This window comes from Massilia mucilaginosa (genome assembly GCF_011682145.1).
Classification (GTDB): domain Bacteria; phylum Pseudomonadota; class Gammaproteobacteria; order Burkholderiales; family Burkholderiaceae_D; genus Telluria_A; species Telluria_A mucilaginosa.
In genome coordinates this window covers 173,320-191,836 of record NZ_WHJH01000003.1, presented here as the reverse complement: position 1 = coordinate 191,836, position 18,517 = coordinate 173,320, and the positions used below count along the sequence as shown (strand labels likewise).

Below are 18,517 nucleotides of genomic sequence, written 5' to 3'. Positions count from 1 at the left end.
ATAGTTTAACCGACGCTTACACGCGTTCGAAAATGCCTGCCGCGCCCATGCCGGTACCGACGCACATGGTGACCATGCCGTACTTCAGGTTATTGCGGCGCAGTGCGTGCACCACGGTCGCGGCGCGGATCGCACCGGTCGCGCCCAGCGGGTGGCCCAGCGCAATCGCGCCGCCCATCGGGTTGACCTTGGCCGGATCGAGGCCCAGGTCGCCGATGACCGCCAGCGCCTGCGCGGCGAAGGCTTCGTTCAGTTCGATCCAGTCCAGTTGATCCTGGGTGATGCCGGCGGCGGCGCAGGCGGCGGGAATGGCCACCTTCGGGCCGATGCCCATGATTTCAGGCGGCACGCCGCGCACCGCGAACGAGGAGAACTTGGCCAGCGGGGTCAGGTTATGCTCGCGCAGGATTTTTTCGCTGACGATCAGCAGCGCACCGGCGCCGTCCGACATCTGCGAGCTGTTGGCGGCGGTGACGGAACCCTTGGCCGCGAACACCGGCTTGAGTTTGCCGAGCGATTCGATGGTCGAATCGGCGCGCGCGCCTTCGTCGGTATCGACCGTGCGGGTCTTGATGTCGACCTGGCCGGTGGCCAGGTTCGGGGTGCGCGTGATGATCTCGACCGGGGTGGTCTCGTCCTTGAAGAAGCCGGCCTGCTGCGCGGCGATGGCGCGGCGGTGCGACTCGACCGAGAACGCGTCCTGCTGTTCGCGCGTCACTTTCCACTGCTTGGCCACGTTTTCCGCGGTCAGGCCCATGCCGTAGGCCATGCCGACGTTTTCGTCGGTGAACATATTCATGTTCATCGATGGGTGGTGGCCCATCATCGGCACCATCGACATCGATTCGACGCCGCCGGCGATCATCACATCGGCTTCGCCGACGCGGATGCGGTCGGCCGCCATGGCGATCGCGGTGATGCCCGAGGCGCAGTAACGGTTGACGGTCACGCCGCCGACGGTTTTAGGCAGGCCGGCCAGCAGCACCGACATACGGGCGATGTTGAAGCCTTGTTCGGCTTCCGGGAACGAGCAGCCGATGATGGCGTCGTTGATCAGCGCCGGATCGAGGCCGGGTGCCTGCGCCATGGCGTTTTGCAGCACGCGCACCAGCAGGTCGTCCGGACGCATGGACTTGAACATGCCGCGCGGCGCCTTGCCGATCGGGGTGCGGGTTGCGGAGACGATGTAGGCGTCTTGAAGTTGTTTGCTCATAGTGTTCTCTCAAAAATTCTGTGGTTCGAAATGGGGATGCACTGATCACCGGGGGCCTCGAAAAACCGTAGCGAGCGGTGCAAGTTTCGTCCGAGAAGCGCAGCCGTACGAAGGTACGGTGAGCATCGCAGGGCGAAAATTGCGCCGCGCAGTAGGTTTTTGAGGTTCCCTATCGTTTTTCGGACAAATACCAGTCAACCTGTACCTGCGCCGCCAGGGTGCCGTGTTCGTCGAACACGTCGACTTCCACCGGAAACGCCACCTTGCCTTCCGCTGTCAAAGTGGCCTTGAGCGCCGCCACATCGCCCGGAACGCGGCCGCTGGCGCGCGTCGCGCCCTTGGCCACTTTCTGGTACTGGATGCGCGACTCCTTGGCCACCGGCCGCAGACCGAGAATCAGGTCGGCGAACGCGCCCGCCATGGCCGCGCCGGAGGCCGTTTCGGCCAGCGTAAACAGGGCCCCGGCGTGCTGCGTGCCGAGGTGGTTGTTCAGTTTCGGGTCGGCCGGCATCGACACCTCGGAGGTGCCGTTGCCGATCGCATCGATCCGGATTCCCAGCAGCTGCACAAACGGCAGCGTGTCCATCATTTGCTGCTTGATACGGTCATACACCATGCTCGGCCTCACTCGCAGTAAACATCGGAACGCCAGGTTAAGGATCGACATTGGCCGATCAGTTGCGGACCGGTTTACCGGTCTGCATCATGCCCATGATCCGTTCCTGGGATTTCGGATGGTTCAGCAGTTCGAGGAATGCCTTGCGCTCCATGTCGAGGAACCACTGCTCGCTCAACTGGCTGCCCTGGTCGATGTCGCCACCGCTCACGATCTCGGCGATCATGTCGCCCAGCTTGTAGTCGTGCGCGGAGATGAAGCCGCCGTCGCGCATGTTGACCAGCTGCGCGCGGATGGTCGCCCAGCCGTAGCGGCCGGTCGCGGTGATCGTCTTCTTCATCGGAGGACGGTAGCCGGCGTCGAACATGGCGCGCGCTTCGACTTTCGCCACGTGCAGCAGTTCGTACGGGTTGAAGACGATGACGTCGTCTTCTTTCAGATAGCCCATCGCTTTGGCTTCCAGCGCCGATTTCGACACGTTGGCCGTTGCCGCGTTGGTGAAGCCGGTTTTCAGGAAGTGCAGGACGTCCGAACCCTTGGCTTCGCCGGAAGCGCGCGCAGCCGCTTCTTTCAGGCCGCCGCCGGCGGGAATCAGGCCCACGCCGACTTCAACGAGGCCGATGTACGATTCGATCGAAGCGACGCGCTTGGACGCGTGCAGCGCCATTTCGCAGCCGCCGCCCAGTGCCAGGCCCGCCACCGCGGCGACCACCGGAATGCTCGAATATTTCATCGCCATGAAGGTATCCTGCAGCAGCGCGATACCCGGCTCCATGGCCTTGGCCCCGCCTTGCATGAACAGCGGCAGTGCGGCTTGCAGGTCGGCGCCGGCCGAGAAGGCACCGCCTTCGGCTGCGTCGGTATTCCAGATGACCAGGCCCTTGAAGTTTTTCTCAGCCTCGGCTTGCGCCATTTTCAGGCCGTTGATCACGCCTTCGCCGATGACGTGCATCTTGGTCTTGAGCGAGATGATCAGCACGTCGTCGTTCTGGTGCCAGATGCGCACCGAGTCGTCTTCGTGGAAGGTCACGCCGGCGGTCTTGCCGTCGACAGCGCCGGCGCCCAGCACCGGTGCGCGGAACGGCTGGCGCTCGTACACGGCCAGCGTGGAACGCGGCACGTAAGCGTTTTTCGATGCGGAGAACGAACCTTCAGGCGTGTGCACGCCCTTCTCGGCGACCTGGCCTTCGAACACCCATGCCGGCAGCGGAGCCGAGCACAGTGCGGTGCCGGCGTCGATGTCTTCCTTGACCCAGTTGGCGATCTGGGTCCAGCCCGATGCCTGCCAGGTTTCGAAAGGACCGACGTTCCAGCCGAAGCCCCAGCGCATCGCGAAGTCGACGTCGCGCGCGTTATCGGCGATCGAACCGAGATGCACGGCGATGTAGTGGAAGGCGTCGCGGAAGATCGCCCACAGGAACTGGCCTTGCGGGTTGGTCGACTCGCGCAGCGCTTTCATCTTCTTGACCGGATCCTTTTCTTTCAGGATGCGGGCGACGATGTCGGCAGCCTTGCCGCCGCCGGCGACGTAGGCACCGGTGGCGAAGTCGAAGCGCAAGATCTCCTTGCCGACTTTTTTGTAGAAACCGGCGCCGGCTTTCTGGCCGAGCGCACCGGCGGCGACCAGCTTGGCCAGCACCTCCGGGGTTTTGTAGACGGAGAAGAACGGATCGTCGGCCAGGTTGTCCTGCATGGTCTTGATCACATGGCCCATCGTGTCCAGCCCGACCACGTCGGCGGTACGGAAGGTGCCCGACTTGGCGCGACCGAGCTTGGCGCCGGTCAGGTCGTCGACCACGTCCACGGTCAGGCCGAATTTTTCGGCTTCGTGGATGATCGCCAGCATGCCGAAGATACCGACGCGGTTGGCGATGAAGTTAGGGGTGTCCTTGGCGCGCACGACGCCCTTGCCCAGGGTGGTGGTCAGGAAGCCTTCGAGCTGGTCGACGATTTCGGGCCTGGTCGACTCGGTCGGGATGATTTCGACCAGGTGCATGTAGCGCGGCGGGTTGAAGAAGTGCACGCCGCAGAAGCGCGCTTTCAGTTCGGCGTCGAAGCCGTCGGACAGGGTGGTGATCGACAGGCCCGACGTGTTCGAAGCGAAGATCGCGTTCGGCGCGATGTGCGGTGCGACCTTCTTGTACAGGTCGTGCTTCCAGTCCATGCGCTCGGCGATGGCTTCGATAATCAGGTCGCAGCCGGCCAGCAGTTCGAGGTTGTCTTCGTAGTTGGCGATTTCGATCAGCGCAGCGTCGTCCTTGTTGCCGAGTGGCGCAGGGCTGAGTTTTTTCAGGTTGTCGATGGCGCGCTGGACGATGCCGTTCTTGTTGCCGTCTTTGGCCGGCAGGTCGAACAGGACGACCGGTACCTTGGCGTTGACGCAGTGGGCGGCGATCTGCGCACCCATCACGCCGGCGCCGAGCACGGCGACTTTTTTAACGATGAAATTGGTCATGGCTTTCCTTTGTTTTTCAATGTACTGACTGCGCATCCCGCTGCCACTAGCGTCGTCCCCGCACCAAGGTGGCACTCGGCGGGGACGACGGGAGAGCGGGGAGCACTTGGCGTATTAGAACAAGTCGGCGTCGAGCGCCATCAGGTTGGCCGAGCCGGAACGCGCCTGGCGGATCAGCATTGCGGTTTCCGGCTGCAGGCGCGCGAAGTAGAAACGCGCGGTCGCCAGCTTGGCTTTGTAGAAGTTGTCGCCCGAGTCTTCCTTGGCCAGCGCGATCTTCGCCATCTGCGCGAAGAAGTAGCTGTAGATCAGGTGACCGACAACGCGCAGGTAAGGAACCGCCGCCGCGCCCACTTCATCCGGATTCTGGAAGGCCTTCATGCCGATTTCCATGGTCAGCTTGGTGACCTTGTCGCCCAGGTCGCCCAGCGGCGTGACGAATTCCGACAGCGCTTCGTCGGTGCCGTTTTCTTCGACGAAGTTCTTGATCTTCTCGCCGAACTTGCGCAGCTTGGCGCCGTTGTCCATCAGGACCTTGCGGCCCAGCAGGTCGAGCGACTGGATCGTGTTGGTGCCTTCGTAAATCAGGTTGATGCGGGCGTCGCGCACGTACTGCTCCATGCCCCACTCGGAGATGTAGCCGTGGCCGCCGTAGACCTGCATCGCTTCCGAGGTCGCGATCCAGCCGTTGTCGGTGATGAAGGCCTTGATGATTGGGGTGAGCAGCGCGACTTCGTCGGCCGCTTCTTTGCGCACTTCTTCGTCAGGGTGATGCAGTTCGCGGTCGATCTGCAGCGCGGCGTAGGACGTGAATGCGCGCGCGCCTTCGGCGTAGGCCTTGGCGGTGAGCAGCATGCGGCGCACGTCGGCGTGCACGATGATCGGGTCGGCTTGCTTTTCAGGGGCTTTGACGCCCGACAGGCTGCGCATCTGGATGCGGTCCTTCGCATACACCAGCGCGTTCTGGTACGCCACTTCGGTCAGGCCGAGCGACTGCATGCCCACGCCCAGGCGGGCCGCGTTCATGAACACGAACATGGCGTTGAGGCCCTTGTTCGGCTGGCCGATGATCCAGCCCTTGGCGCCGTCCAGGTTCATCTGGCAGGTCGAGTTACCGTGGATGCCCATCTTTTCTTCGATCGCGCCGCAGAAAATCGGATTGCGCTCGCCCAGAGTGCCGTCCGCGTTCGGCAGGAACTTCGGTACCAGGAACAGCGAGATGCCTTTCGAGCCTTCCGGTGCGTCCGGCACGCGGGCCAGCACCAGGTGCAGGATGTTTTCGGCGACGTCATGTTCGCCGGCCGAGATGAAGATCTTCGAGCCGGTGATCAGCCACGAACCGTCGTCCTGCGGCAGCGCCTTGGAGCGCAGCATGCCCAGGTCGGTGCCGCAGTGCGATTCGGTCAGGCACATGGTGCCGGTCCATTCGCCCGAGACCAGTTTCGGCAGATAGGTTTTTTTCTGTTCTTCGGTGCCGTGCTCCAGCAGGCACTCGTAGGCGCCGTGCGACAGGCCCGGGTACATCGACCAGGCCTGGTTGGAGGAGTTGAGCATTTCGTAGAACGAGTTGTTCAGCACGACCGGCAAGCCCTGGCCGCCGTATTCCGGGTCGCACGCGAGCGCGGCCCAGCCGCCTTCGACGTACTGCTTGTAGGCTTCCTTGAAGCCTTTTGGCGTGGTCACCGACTTGGTCGCCGCATCATAGTGGCAGCCTTCGCGGTCGCCCGAGTGGTTCAGCGGGAACAGCACGTCCTGCGTGAACTTGGCACCCTCTTCCAGCACCTGATTGATGATGTCGGCGTCGACATCTTCGAATTTCGGCAACTGCTTCAATTCGTCGGATACATTGAGGAACTCGTGCAGCACGAACTGCATATCCCGAATTGGCGCGACGTATTGACCCATGATTTTCTCCTGACGAACGTATGGTTGATGACCAGGCCAGCGACTGCTGGACCCGGCAAGGTGATGACTCGGTACTTGATTCGATTACTGCGATTTGATTCGGTTATGACGCTTGATTCGGTTGATTCCTGGACGGATTCTGGTAATTCATGATCAGGCGCTCGAAGCCGCTGCGCGCGCGATCGACGCTGCCCGGACGACGCAGGAAACGCGCATCGTGGTGCAGCGCCAGAATCAGGCCGTACATCTCGTAGACCATCTGGTTGGCATCGGTATCAGGCTTGAGGTCGCCGCATTCGATGGTCTGCTCCACACATCTTAGCAGTGCTCCCTGCCACGCACGCACCATCGACACCAGTTCTTCGCGAATCGGGCCGGGACGGTCGTCGTATTCGACCGCGCCGCTGATATAGATGCAGCCGGAAGCGATTTCGACGCTGACGCGCTTGATCCAGCGGGCATTCATGGCCTTGAGGCGCGAAATGCCGCGCGGCTCCTTGACGCTCGGGAAAAACACTTCCTGCTCGAACCGGTGGTGATACAGCTTGAGCACTTCCATCTGCAAGTCTTCACGCGAACCGAAGTGCGCGAACACGCCGGACTTGCTCATGTTCATTTTGTCCGCGAGCAAACCGATCGTCAGCCCTTCGAGACCGTCGCGGCTGGCGAGGTCGAGCGCGACGTCGAGGATGGCGGCCCGCGTGAGCTCGCCCTTGCGCATGAATTTGACTGAAGTGTTAATAGATGGTCCCGTTGGTAGTTAAAAATGCGACCCGCTGAATATAAATCCGAACGCTCGTACTATTATCCACTACAAAGCAAATGTCAAACGGGAACTTAGAGGTGGGGGTCTATTGCTGCGATGCAGCAAAACTGCGAATTTTCCAGGCGCTTGGTGCGCGTTGCCGACCGTCAATGCAGGCAGGCGACATGCCGTTTTTTGCGCGACCGTGCACTTCATGCAGCTTGGCGGCAAAAATCTGGTGGAACCGGACGGACCCAAGCCAGCGGGATTGTCCTAACCAGCGGCGCAGTCGACCTGCCTCCGCGCCTACGTTCAAAGCACAGCTTCGCCAGACAGCGATAGCTCGTCATTGTGATGGTTTTTCGCCATTGGATTAGGGGTAATATTGCACACAAAGCAATATTCGCAGGGCTTGCCAAAATGTCACCAACGACGCTTCAAGCCGACGGACCGAGTCGGTTTTTTGTTGGCAATGTTGCGATGGACAAGGACATCACGCCGCCGCACCGTGCGCGTCGCCCCTAAGGCGCATGGTGAGCAAACAGGGTAAATGAAGTTACTTTATCAAGGATAAACTATGTCATTGACAGAAACTACGCTCACTTCCCCCGGCCCCGACCAGGTTATTTTCTACGAGGGCCGGAATTTTGACGGCAAGGCTTATCTGTCCACGCTTGGTGCACAAGTAGATATTTATCGCAGCTACCGCCCCCTCAATGACAAATTGAATTCAGTGAAAGTCGGCTCCGCATGCAAAGTCGTGGCGTTCTATCGTGCGAATTTCGGGAGCCCATCGAAAGAGCTGACTGCCGACACGGGCAATATCGATATCGACGGCATGAGCGCCTTTATCGTGCTCAATAAAGTCGGACAGCACGCCCTGTTATTCGAGTTCCGCGACGGCACCGGCCAGGGCCGTAGCATGACGCTTCAAAGCGCAGGCTTCGGCTCGGTCATCCAACCGAACCCCGAACCGGAGGAGGGAGCCGATCCGAACATCCCGCGCGCATTCGCCACGATGAAAGAGAGCGATATCGACACCAAGCCCATCGTCACCGCAATCTTCGTCAGGAAACCGAACGGCGAATATGAATCCCCGAACGGCTCGCTTCACTTCTATTGGAAGGATGGCGCGCCTCATGCAAGGAACATCCCTGAATACGAGTCGGCCAGCCTGAGCTATACGCAGAACGGAAACGTCTTCTCGTTTACCTGGAAATAGCACACACCCGGTGACGGCCGCGAGGCTGCGCTCCGGGGATGGCGGGACCGCATGCGGTCCCGCTTGCACGGGACGCCGCCGGCGGCGACAAGGCTGGCTACTCCCCCGCCTTGCTGATCGCGCGCCGGTCGCGCTTGGTCGGCCGGCCCTTGATGGTGGTCCCCGGCTCGCGGTACAGCTTGCGTGCCTCGGCATCGTTCTCGCGCTTGCTCACGCTCTCTTGCGTCTCTTCGTACAAGGTGCGCGCGACCGGCGCACCGCCGCGCACGTCCGAAATGCGCAGGACCCGCACTTCCCACGTCTCGGCGCCATTGTCGATGGCGAGCTTGTCCTCCAGCTTGACCGTGCGCGCCGGCTTGATGCGCTCGCCGTCTAGGCGCACCTTGCCCGTATCGACCGCGTCCGTCGCCAGCGAACGCGTCTTGAAGAAACGCGCCGCCCATAACCATTTATCTATTCGTACATTGTCCATCAGGCATATCCTATAGCGAAAATCCGCATCGCCATTTTATAGAAGAAATACGCCACCTCGTAACCGCTGCGCCGTACCCATCCCACGTGTTCAAAATCTTCCCGGCAAATCATGACGCCGTCCGCAATCCCGCGCCGGATGTGTTCGCGCATCGAGCGGGCGAATTCATGGTCTTTGACGACCACATTGGCTTCCTGGTTCAAGAACAAGGACAAGCCATCGCAATTGCTCGACCCGACCGTCGACCAGTCGTCGTCCACCACCGCTACCTTGGCGTGCAGCTGGGTCTTGCGGTATTCGTAGACTTCGACCCCGCTGTCGAGCAGTTTCGGATAAAACGAGCGCGCCACCATGTCTTGCAGCTTGATTTCGCCCACGCCGATCAGCAACTTCACCTCGACCCCGCGCTCGGCCGCGATGGCCAGCGCCTTGCGGAATTTATGTCCGGGGGCAAAGTAGGGATTGACCAGCAGCACGCTTTTCTTGGCGTGGCCGATGGCATGCAGGTAAGCGCGCTGGATGGTGTGGCGGTTGCGCAAGCTGTCGCGCACCACGAAGGCGGCCTGCATCGGCTTGTCGCCTTCGAGCGACTGGTCCTTGCGCATTTCGCGGAACAGGCCGATCCGCTTCATCAGGCCCAGATGGCCCACGCGCGCCCATTGGGTCTGCATTTCGTGGTGGATGGCGGCCACCAGCGGGCCGCGCACCTGCACCGCAAAGTCCCAGCGCGGCGCCGGCAGGCGCTTGCCCGGATCGTAATCGCAAAACCAGTCGTCGTTGACGTTGATGCCGCCCACAAACGCCACTTCGCGGTCGACCACGACGATCTTGCGGTGGGTGCGGGCCACGCCGCGCTTGAACCAGGCATTGAAGGCGCGAAAACGCACGTTGGCGGCGGCAAAGGCGATGCCGAGGCGGGTCGACTGCGCGTGCCCGGTGCCCCACCAGTCGGTGACCACGCGCACCTTGACGCCGCGCTGCCCGGCGCGGCACAGGGCGTCCGCCACCGAGCGGCCGGTGGCATCGTCCGCAAAAATATAGGTTTCGAAGTAAATGTCGTACTGCGCCGCATCAATTGCCGCAATCAACGCGGGGAAGAATGCCAGTCCGGTTTCGAGCAGGGCGATGTCGTTGTGGGCGGTGTAATGGACCGAGCGCATAGTGCTTCAGGTTGGTTGCAGAGCCTCAGGCCAGCTTGAGATTGGCCACAATCGGGGCGTGATCGGATAATTTCGCCCATAAGGTACCATGCAAGACCTCGGCCGCGTCCACCTTGAAGCCGCGCACATAGATGCGATCGAGGCGGAAAAACGGCAGCGCGGCGGGAAAGGTGCGCGCCGGCGTGACCGCTTTTTCGCGTCCCGAAAAGCTGCGCACCAGGTCGCCCAGGCGCGAACGCGCACCGAGTTCGTCGAACACTTCGACCACGCCCAGTTCATTGCGCAGCTTGTCGCTGAGGGTGTTGCGCCAGTCGTTGAAGTCGCCCGCGATGATGACCGGCTCGCCATTCGGCGCCGAGGCCTTGACGCAGTCGATCAGCGCCTGGGTCTGCCGTCCGCGTCCCGATTCGAACAGCCCCAGGTGGACCACGTAGCAGTGCACCTGGCATTTGGGCGTGTCGAGGATGCAATGCAGGATACCGCGCTGTTCATAGGCATGGTCCGACACGTCATGGTTGTGCGTGCCGCCGATCGGGTAGGCCGACAGCAAGGCGTTGCCGTGGTGACCGTGATCGTAGACGGCGTTCATGCCGTAGGCAGAATGATGCGAGTCGCCCGCGAAATATTCGTGCTGGGCACGCTCGGGCCAATGGCGGTGTCCGCGGCTCTCGTCGCCGAACTTGGCCGAGTTGCGGTCGTGCTTGCCCTGCACTTCCTGCAGGAACACGACCTCCGCATCGAATTGGGCAATCGCCTTCTTCAGGGCCAGCACGCGTGGTGTGCTCCGGATGGAGGACACGCCTTTGTGGATATTATAGGTAGCGACACGAATCTTCATGGGAACATTCTAACCCCTTCGGTGAATGTTCTTCAGAAGGAAGCCTATCGTGCGCGCTCGCTGGGCGCTCACAGCGGATGGATGGCGCAAAACTCGCTCAGGTGATCGAGCAAGGCGCGCACCCGCGCCGGCAGGTAGCGCTGCTGCGACCAGGCCGCATAAATGTGACGCCGCTCGGTGCTCCAGCCGGGCAGGACCACCACCAGCGCGCCGGCGGCCACGTGTTGGCGGCCCATGGTGCCGGGGCATAGCATGATGCCCAGGCCGTCGAGCGTCATCGACAGCGCCAGGTCCATCTGGTTGGCCTGGAAGCGCGGCGCGCCCTGCACCACGACCTCCAGGCTGTCGGCCGGATCGCGCAGTTTCCAGCGCGTGAGCGGACGGCCGACGATGCGCGCATGCGCTTCCAGCTCGCCTGGCGTGTGCGGCACGCCGGCCGCCCGCAGGTAGGCCGGCGAGGCGACCAGCATCAGGTCGGTGCTGGCGAGGAGTTTCTGGTTCAGGCTGGAATCTTGCTGCTCGCCCACGCGGATCGCCAGGTCGGCGCCGCTGCCGACCACGTCGACAAGCTCGTTCGACATCTCCACCTCGAGCGTCACCTCGGGATAGGACCGCAGGAAGCCCGACCACGCCTGCCGGAAGTAGCCCTGCGCCAGATGCACGGGAGCGAGCACGCGAATATTGCCGGAAATGGCGCCCAGGGTGGCATCGAGGCGCTGGGTGGCCTGGCGCAGCGCATGGATCAGCGGGCGGCACTGTTCGTAGTATTGCGCACCTTCGGCCGTGAGCTGCATGCGGCGCGCACTGCGGTTGAGCAATTTGTAACCGAGCGCACGCTCCAGCGCCTGCAATCGCCGCGTCACCGTCGCGGCCGGCAGTTGCATGGCGCCGGCCGCCGTCGCCAGGCTGCCTGCCTCGACGATGGCGACGAACAGGGACAGATCGTCGAGCATCATGATGTCATTTTTGGAATTACAGATTGATGTTGTCGGTCTAGTATATCGATTCGCAATTGATTACGCTGATCGACTTCTGGAACTTCAAGGCGAACCCTATGTCCAATCAATTCAAGACACGGCTGCTGTTCAGCGTCGTGATGTCGGCACTGATGTCGTTTCTCATGACAGGATGGGTAACGTGGCTCAATCTCGGGTTTGGTCCGGACTATACGGCGCGCTGGATGCGGGCGTTCCTGGCCGCATGGCCGGCCGCGTTCACGATCGTGATGCTGTGCGGACCCACGGTGCAGCGGTTCTGCCAGCGCATGGTCGCACCGGCCCAAGCGCGCTGATCCGGCGTGGAATACCATATGGCATCAAAAAATCCTTACGCCGACGGTTTACAAGAAAACAACCCAAGATGTCCACGCCTCCCACATCCGATACGATCGCTTCCAGCATGTTGGCCGGTACCTTGCCCAGCGTTGCGTTGCGCTCCGTGCTTGCTCAATCCCCCGGGCTGGATCACCACGCAGCAGTGCGCCTGCTGCACGACGCGTTCAAGGGGCGCTGGCTGCTCGCCTGTGGATGGAAATGGAAATTCACCGAGAACTGCGCTGCTTTCGATACCGTTTTCGATCTCTGCGTCATCGGCCGCCTGATTGAAGGCGGCATCGCCGTGCCCTGGGACCTGGCCTACTGCGAAGCGGAACGTCAGCGCGTCGGCCCCGCGTTGGCGGAAAGTGCAAGACTGGAACTGCTTGCTGCGCGCGAAGCTGTCAGCTACGAACGCCTGTGCGACAGACTGGAGGCCCTGGACGCCCCGCCGGTCTGCATCCAGGCCCTCTGGGGCGGCGATTCGGACGGCTGGTTCCTTGGACTCGATTGCATCGTCAGGGAAAACGGCAAGCTGGAAGCCATCAACCTGGGAGTCATCCCGAGTGACGGCGATATTCTGCTAGTGAAGGGCTTCGTTCTCCGCTGGCCAGAAGCCGAGCACGCCAAAATCGTGGGGCGTCAACTCGCGGAAAAGTTCAATATCGAATTCTATTTCCCATCTCCCGATACGCCAGACGACGGTTTGCCAGGCTGGCAAGAATTCCATGCATGAATCAGATGCAAGACGAGGGACGAGCAGCCCGGCGCCATGGGAATCGCATCCGCTACCATGATGGACTTTATTGGAGTGTCAAACAACATAGAGAGTCGCAATGCGCCAAGTAAAATCATTTCTTCTCGCACTGTTCCTGCCCTGCGCATTCATTAACGCGGCGGCGCAGGATGTGGTCCTCACCGGCCATGTGCAGAAAATCACCTTGTTGCCGTTCGGGGCAGATGACTGTCCACCCACGTGCACACCGGATGCCGGGAGGGTGTGCATCCACAATTCGCCCGGTTGCCAGATCATGGAAGTGAGCGTCGACAAGGTGCTGCTTGGTGAGGCCGGTCCGGTCCGGCACTTCAGATCGCACATCGGCGAATGGGGCCCGACTTTTCGCGTCGCCTCCTGGCCGATCGTCGTCAGCGAGAAGGACGGCAAAGTTTCGTGGGCGGATGCAACTGTCCGGGGCGATCGCCTCTACATCGATCCAACCCAGTTACGCAGCATCGGCGACGTCAGCGCGCGCGATCTGCAGCCGGATGAACATGGCCTGGTCCCACTCGACGCACTGCTCGAGCGCGTGCGCCAGGCAGACGCCCGACGGCAGCGCCGCAGCCTCGGAAAGGAATAAGAACAGCGCCGCGCCAACCAGAGCGAGGCCGCCAGGATCCTCGCCGAAGAAGCCAGGGTATCGCTGCCGGCAGCGCTCTTGCAGATCCAGCTGCGCAGCGATTTCAGCAAGCCGCAAGCGTCGGCGGAACACCTCAGGGCGCTGCAACTGGCGGCCCGGATCCTGCGCGACGAAGCGCTAGTCAAGCCGGGCACGGACCTCGACAAAGTCATCGCCGACCTGGCCGGCACGCGCTTGGTCCAAGCCGTCATCGCACGCGCGTAAGCCATGACGACCCATTCCCTCGGCCTGCCGGCGCCAGCGCGCCGCCTGGTGCTGCGCGTGCCGCTCGGCCTGGTGGTGCCGGCGCCCTGCTGCCGATCGCGGCGGGGCTGGACTGGGCCGCGCATATGGGGCCAGGTGCTGCTCGCTGGCGTGGCGCAGGCGGGCGTGCACCGCGACATCGGCGTCATCTTCCAGGAGCCGCGCCTGTTCCCCTGGCTGACGGTGGGCCAGAACATCGCGTTGGGCCAGGGTGCGGGTGCGGGCGCGGCAGCGCCGCCGCGCTGGAACGCCTGCCGCAAGAAGTGGGCCTGGAAGACTATGCCGGCGCCTGCCCATGCAGCTCGCGGGCGGGCAGGCGCAGCGCGTGGCGACCTTGCGCAAGCGCCGGTCAAGGCGGGATATTGCACAGACTGAAAGCGGCGCACGCCCTCTAGCATCTTTCCATGCGCGCGAACCGCCGTCGCATGTTATCGCACGTTTTTTCTCAAATTTGAACTTTTGCATTGTTGTTCACATGATATTCTTTCTGTGATCACACAATGTTGGAGAGACAGCAATTCATACTGGCTACTTTCTGATGTTGTGCAAACATCCCGCACCGACATCGTGCGCTTCCCACCGCCAGAAAGATATCCATGCCCATCAATACCAGCACGACCAGCCCCCTTCTCACAAGCGCAGCGACCGGCAGCACCGGCAACGACACGCTCGACGGCAGCGCAGCCAATGACACACTGATCGGCCTGGCCGGCAACGACAGCCTGTCCGGACTGGGCGGCGACGACATCCTCGACGGCGGCACCGGCAGCGACATCCTCAACGGCGGCCTGGGTAACGATAGCTACCTGTTCGGCCGTGGCGACGGCCGCGACAGGGTGTACATGAGCGATGTGCGTCCGATGACCGAAGTCAATACCCTGCGCCTGAAGGAAGGCGTGTTGCCGTCCGACCTGGCGTTCGACATGAGCGGTACTTCCCTGCTGATCAATATCATCGGCACCAGCGACCAGTTCCGCGTGGATGGTTTCCTGTACGGAAACAACACCAGCAACAGCGCCAATCCGCTGCAACAGATTATCTTCGCCGACGGCAACACCTGGAACCTGCCCGAGATCCAGGCCAAGCTGTACGCCGGCACCCAGGGCGCCGACGTGCGCGGCGGCACCTATCTGGCCGATGTGATCGGCGGCCTGGGCGGCAATGACGTGCTCGACGGCAAGGACGGCGACGACAGCATCGATGGCGGCGCCGATGCGGATACCTTGATTGGCGGGCTCGGCAACGACGTACTGGCCGGCGGCGATGGCAACGATAGCCTGACTGGCAACGAAGGCAATGACAAACTCGATGGCGGCGCGAGCGATGACCGGCTCGATGGCGGACAAGGCAGCGATACGCTCGACGGCGGCGCCAGCAACGACATCCTGCTCGGCGGTCTCGACAACGACCTGCTGCTGGGCGGCGCCGGTAACGACGACCTCAAGGGCAACGACGGCGACGATACGCTCGACGGCGGCAGCGGCAACGACAGCCTGACGGGTGGCTTCGGGAACGATGTGGTCTTGTTCGGCAAGGGCGATGGCCAGGACACGATCTCGATGGGCCAGACCCTGGAAGCGGGCCGCCTGGGCACGCTCCAGTTCAAGGAGGGCGTGCTGCCGGGAGATATCATCGTCACCCCGGCAGCGGTCGGCTACGGCGGCGTGATCGTCAAGATCCGCGATTCGCTGGACCAGCTGACCATCAACGGTTTCCTGTCCCAGGACGACCCGTCCCTGCCCTACAACCCCGTGCAAAGCTTCAAGTTTGCCGACGGCAGCAGCTGGAACCTGGCCGCCATCCAGGCCGCCCTGTACGCCGGCAGCGCCCAGGCCGACCACCTGCTGGGCACCGTCAAGGGCGAGCTGATCGCGGGACAGGCAGGCAACGACTGGCTCGACGGCAAGAGCGGCGACGACACCATCGATGGCGGCCTGGGCAACGATGTCATCCTTGGCGGCGTCGGCAACGATACCTATCTGTTCGGCAAAGGCGACGGCCAGGACGACATCCGCGCGACCGAGGACAAGGCCGTGGGCAAACTCAATATTCTGCAATTCAAGGCCGGCATCGTCCCGGACGACGTGATCCTGGCCTTCAATCTGTCCGACCTGGTGATCACCTTCAAGGGCAGCACCGACAAAGTCACGGCCAGCTTCTTCTTCAACGGCGCCGATATCAACAACGCCTTCAATCCGCTCCAGCAAATCCGCTTCGACGACGGCACGATCTGGGACAGCGCCGCCATTCTTGCGAAACAGCTCGCCGCGACCGAGGGCAACGACACCATCAGCGGCGCCACCGGCGCCGACCTGATCAGCGGCCTGGGCGGCAACGACAGGCTCAACGGCTTCAGCGGGAACGATACCATCGATGGCGGCACGGGCAACGACACCGTCAACGGCGGCGCCGGCAGCGATACCTACCTGTACGGCAAGGGCGATGGCTGGGACCGCATTACCGCGTCCGGCGGCGACGGCGTCGACGTGCTCCAGTTCAAGCCTGGCGTGCTTCCTGGCGACGTCACGTTGAGCACAAGCAGCTACAACGCCCTGCTGGTGCGCGTGGCCGGCAGCGACGGCCCGGTCCAGATCGAGCAGTTCTTTCCCGCCGACGATACCGTCACCACCCTCAACGCGCTGCAGGAGATCCGCTTTGCCGACGGCACCTCCTGGAACCTGGCCGCCATCGAAGCGATGCTCCACGGCGGCAGCGCGGGCGCGGACGAATTGCTCGGTACCGTCAACGGCAACACCATGCGCGGCCTGGACGGCAACGACATCCTGCGCGGCAACGCCGGCAACGACACCCTCGAAGGCGGCCTGGGCAACGATACGATCAAGGGCGGTACGGGCAGCGACACCTATGTGTTCGGCAAGGGCGACGGCAGCGATACCATCTCCGCCTCGCTCGACGCCACCCAGGGCAAAGTCGACACCTTGCAGTTCAAGGAAGGGATTCTGCCGTCCGACATCATCCTCAACAGCGCAGGCCAGGCGCTCGTGATCGGCATCGCGGGCACGAGCGACCAGGTGACGGTCGCCTCGTTTTCCGAACTCGACGCCAGTTATAGCGCCTTCGCTCCGCTGCAGCAAATTGCCTTCGCCGACGGCACACTATGGAATACGCAGGCCATCACTGCGCGGCTGTATGCAGGCACGGATGGCGCCGATACAATCAACGGGGACGGCGGCAACAACCTGCTCACCGGCCAGGGCGGCGCCGACGTCATCGATGGCAAGGGCGGGCGCGACACCATCCGCGGCGGCGCCGGCGACGATCTGATCACCGGCAGCACTGGCGCCGACACGGTGCTGTTCGGGCGCGGCGATGGCAAGGACACCATGCTCTCCACCGGCGCCGACGCGGCCATCGACACACTGCGCTTCGACGCCAATATCGGCAGCAGCGACTTGCACTTCAGCGCATCCGGCACGGCGCTGATCATCAGGATCCGCAATAGCAGCGACCAGATCACGGTCAACGATTTCATCCAGGATAGCGTCCCCTTCCCGCTGCCAATGCAGCTCGACGAGATTGCTTTTGGCACTGGCGAGTTGTGGACCATCGCGCGCATCAGGGCCGAGCTGGTGGAAGACAGCAGATTCCCTTCGCCCTTTCCTGCCAGCGCAGCGCCCGAGGTCGCACTCAGTCTGATCGGGATGGATACGGCCGGCCCCGCGCCGGCTTGGTAATGTAAGCAGCGTAGCGCCGGCCGCAATGGCCGGTGCTACCGTTCAGTCGCTGCGCATCTGCGCCTGCGACACCGTGCTGCCCGGCGCCACGCTGTCGGTCAGCCACACATTGCCGCCGATAGTCGATCCGGCGCCAATGGTGATCCGTCCCAGAATCGTCGCCCCCGCATAAATCACCACGTCGTCCTCGACGATCGGGTGGCGCGCCACGCCCTTGATCAGGACCCCGTTTTCATCGGCAGGGAAGCGCTTGGCGCCCAGTGTGACCGCCTGGTAAAGGCGCACGCGCTGGCCGATGATGGCGGTCTCGCCGATCACCACGCCGGTGCCGTGATCGATGAAGAAGCTGGCGCCGATGCGCGCGCCCGGATGGATGTCGATCCCGGTCAGCGAGTGGCCGATGTCCGACACCAGGCGCGCCAGGAACGGCACGCCCAGCTGGTGCAGGCGGTGCGCGAAGCGGTGGTACAGGATGGCGATGGTGCCGGGGTAGCACAGCATGATTTCGGCCACCGAGGTGGCGGCCGGGTCGCCCGCCAGCGCGGCCTGCATGTCCGACACCAGCAGCGCGCGGATGTCCGGCAGGGCGGAGGCGAAGTCGCGCGTGATGGCGGCCGCCTTGCGCACCAGCTCTTCTTCGCTGGCTTCTTCGGGCTCGGCCGCGAACAGCAGGCCGCGGCGCACCTGTTCGACCAGCCGGTTCAGGGTGGTGGTGAGGGTATCGCCGACAAAGTAGTCGATGCTGTCGTCGGTCAGGTTGGGGCGTCCGTAATGGGTCGGGAACAGCGCCGCCGACAGGCCGCCCACGATCACGGTGAGCGCCTCGCGCGAGGGCAGCTCGCGCACCCGCCCGTGGTGGCGGATGTTATGCGTGGCTTCGCGCGAGACGCGCAATTGCTCGATCACCGGGCCAAGGTTCCAGTGCGGCGCGCGGCAGCCGGCCGGTTCGGGGAGGTCGTTTTTCATCAGCCCAGCCTAGCGCGAACCAGGAAGAATGCAAACGAATCTTTTCGCGTTTGCATATCCGTTTCTTGCTGCTACTGGATAGGTTGTTTCTTTCATTAGTTTCTCAAATTTGAACGCGGTCGGCATTGCCCACATGATACTATTTCCGTATGTACATAATATTAGAGTGATAGCAAGTTTCACACTGAGTCTGTGCAAGCAAATCCGGACCGAACAGTCGACCTTCCCCCTGCCAGAAAGACGTCATGCCCCTCAA

General features: G+C 62.6%; 17 protein-coding genes. 7 read left to right on the top strand and 10 right to left on the bottom strand.

What is annotated here, in order from left to right:
* Positions 1-16: 16 nt before the first annotated feature.
* The 5 genes from F2P45_RS04800 to F2P45_RS04780 all read right to left on the bottom strand — a co-directional run bounded on the left by F2P45_RS04800 (position 17) and on the right by F2P45_RS04780 (position 6,910).
* Complete coding sequence (locus F2P45_RS04800) at positions 17-1,213, bottom strand: acetyl-CoA C-acyltransferase (RefSeq protein ID WP_166871018.1); 1,197 nt, start codon at positions 1,211-1,213, stop codon at positions 17-19.
* A gap of 169 nt (positions 1,214-1,382) precedes the next feature.
* On the bottom strand, positions 1,383-1,829 hold the full coding sequence (locus F2P45_RS04795) for a PaaI family thioesterase (RefSeq protein ID WP_166871017.1): 447 nt from the start codon (positions 1,827-1,829) through the stop codon (positions 1,383-1,385).
* A gap of 58 nt (positions 1,830-1,887) precedes the next feature.
* Positions 1,888-4,284 (bottom strand): 3-hydroxyacyl-CoA dehydrogenase/enoyl-CoA hydratase family protein, encoded by a 2,397-nt coding sequence (locus tag F2P45_RS04790; RefSeq protein WP_166871014.1) that lies wholly within the window; start codon positions 4,282-4,284, stop codon positions 1,888-1,890.
* Between the two features lie 114 nt (positions 4,285-4,398).
* A complete protein-coding gene (locus tag F2P45_RS04785) occupies positions 4,399-6,189 on the bottom strand; it encodes an acyl-CoA dehydrogenase C-terminal domain-containing protein (RefSeq protein WP_166871012.1) in 1,791 nt (596 codons plus the stop codon).
* Positions 6,190-6,292: 103 nt separating this feature from the next.
* Positions 6,293-6,910 (bottom strand): TetR/AcrR family transcriptional regulator, encoded by a 618-nt coding sequence (locus F2P45_RS04780; protein WP_166871010.1) that lies wholly within the window; start codon positions 6,908-6,910, stop codon positions 6,293-6,295.
* Positions 6,911-7,511: 601 nt separating this feature from the next.
* Between F2P45_RS04780 and F2P45_RS04775 the strand changes: the two genes are divergently transcribed.
* The gene (locus tag F2P45_RS04775) at positions 7,512-8,156 is read left to right on the top strand and encodes a beta/gamma crystallin domain-containing protein (RefSeq protein WP_166871008.1); all 645 of its coding nucleotides are present in this window, start codon (positions 7,512-7,514) and stop codon (positions 8,154-8,156) included.
* Between the two features lie 97 nt (positions 8,157-8,253).
* Here the strand turns inward: F2P45_RS04775 and F2P45_RS04770 are convergent, their stop codons facing one another.
* The 4 genes from F2P45_RS04770 to F2P45_RS04755 all read right to left on the bottom strand — a co-directional run bounded on the left by F2P45_RS04770 (position 8,254) and on the right by F2P45_RS04755 (position 11,582).
* The gene (locus F2P45_RS04770) at positions 8,254-8,628 is read right to left on the bottom strand and encodes an RNA-binding S4 domain-containing protein (protein WP_166871006.1); all 375 of its coding nucleotides are present in this window, start codon (positions 8,626-8,628) and stop codon (positions 8,254-8,256) included.
* Positions 8,628-9,788: a cardiolipin synthase ClsB gene (clsB, locus tag F2P45_RS04765; protein WP_166871004.1), complete on the bottom strand. Its 1,161-nt coding sequence runs from the start codon at positions 9,786-9,788 to the stop codon at positions 8,628-8,630. The genes F2P45_RS04770 and clsB overlap by 1 nt, the downstream gene beginning before the upstream one ends.
* A gap of 25 nt (positions 9,789-9,813) precedes the next feature.
* Positions 9,814-10,626, bottom strand: coding sequence for an endonuclease/exonuclease/phosphatase family protein (locus F2P45_RS04760; protein WP_166871002.1), 813 nt, complete (start codon positions 10,624-10,626; stop codon positions 9,814-9,816).
* A 68-nt stretch (positions 10,627-10,694) separates the two neighbouring features.
* Positions 10,695-11,582 carry a LysR family transcriptional regulator gene (locus F2P45_RS04755; protein ID WP_229504914.1) on the bottom strand — a complete coding sequence of 296 codons (888 nt, stop codon included), beginning with the start codon at positions 11,580-11,582 and terminating at the stop codon, positions 10,695-10,697.
* Between the two features lie 56 nt (positions 11,583-11,638).
* On the opposite strand from F2P45_RS04755, the gene F2P45_RS04750 reads away from it, so the two are divergent.
* The 6 genes from F2P45_RS04750 (at position 11,639) to F2P45_RS04725 (ending at position 17,295) form a co-directional block, all read left to right on the top strand.
* The gene (locus tag F2P45_RS04750; protein ID WP_229504913.1) at positions 11,639-11,917 is read left to right on the top strand and encodes a DUF2798 domain-containing protein; all 279 of its coding nucleotides are present in this window, start codon (positions 11,639-11,641) and stop codon (positions 11,915-11,917) included.
* A gap of 68 nt (positions 11,918-11,985) precedes the next feature.
* Positions 11,986-12,675 (top strand): hypothetical protein, encoded by a 690-nt coding sequence (locus F2P45_RS04745; protein ID WP_166871000.1) that lies wholly within the window; start codon positions 11,986-11,988, stop codon positions 12,673-12,675.
* A 100-nt stretch (positions 12,676-12,775) separates the two neighbouring features.
* Positions 12,776-13,297 carry a hypothetical protein gene (locus F2P45_RS04740; protein WP_166870998.1) on the top strand — a complete coding sequence of 174 codons (522 nt, stop codon included), beginning with the start codon at positions 12,776-12,778 and terminating at the stop codon, positions 13,295-13,297.
* A gap of 78 nt (positions 13,298-13,375) precedes the next feature.
* Positions 13,376-13,561 carry a hypothetical protein gene (locus tag F2P45_RS04735; protein WP_187367140.1) on the top strand — a complete coding sequence of 62 codons (186 nt, stop codon included), beginning with the start codon at positions 13,376-13,378 and terminating at the stop codon, positions 13,559-13,561.
* A 3-nt stretch (positions 13,562-13,564) separates the two neighbouring features.
* Entirely contained in the window at positions 13,565-13,975 is a 411-nt protein-coding gene (locus tag F2P45_RS04730; protein ID WP_166870996.1) for a hypothetical protein, read from the top strand.
* A gap of 221 nt (positions 13,976-14,196) precedes the next feature.
* Positions 14,197-17,295 (top strand): calcium-binding protein, encoded by a 3,099-nt coding sequence (locus F2P45_RS04725; protein WP_166870994.1) that lies wholly within the window; start codon positions 14,197-14,199, stop codon positions 17,293-17,295.
* Positions 17,296-17,337: 42 nt separating this feature from the next.
* Here the strand turns inward: F2P45_RS04725 and epsC are convergent, their stop codons facing one another.
* The gene (gene epsC / locus F2P45_RS04720; protein ID WP_166870991.1) at positions 17,338-18,261 is read right to left on the bottom strand and encodes a serine O-acetyltransferase EpsC; all 924 of its coding nucleotides are present in this window, start codon (positions 18,259-18,261) and stop codon (positions 17,338-17,340) included.
* Between the last annotated feature and the right edge of the window lie 256 nt (positions 18,262-18,517).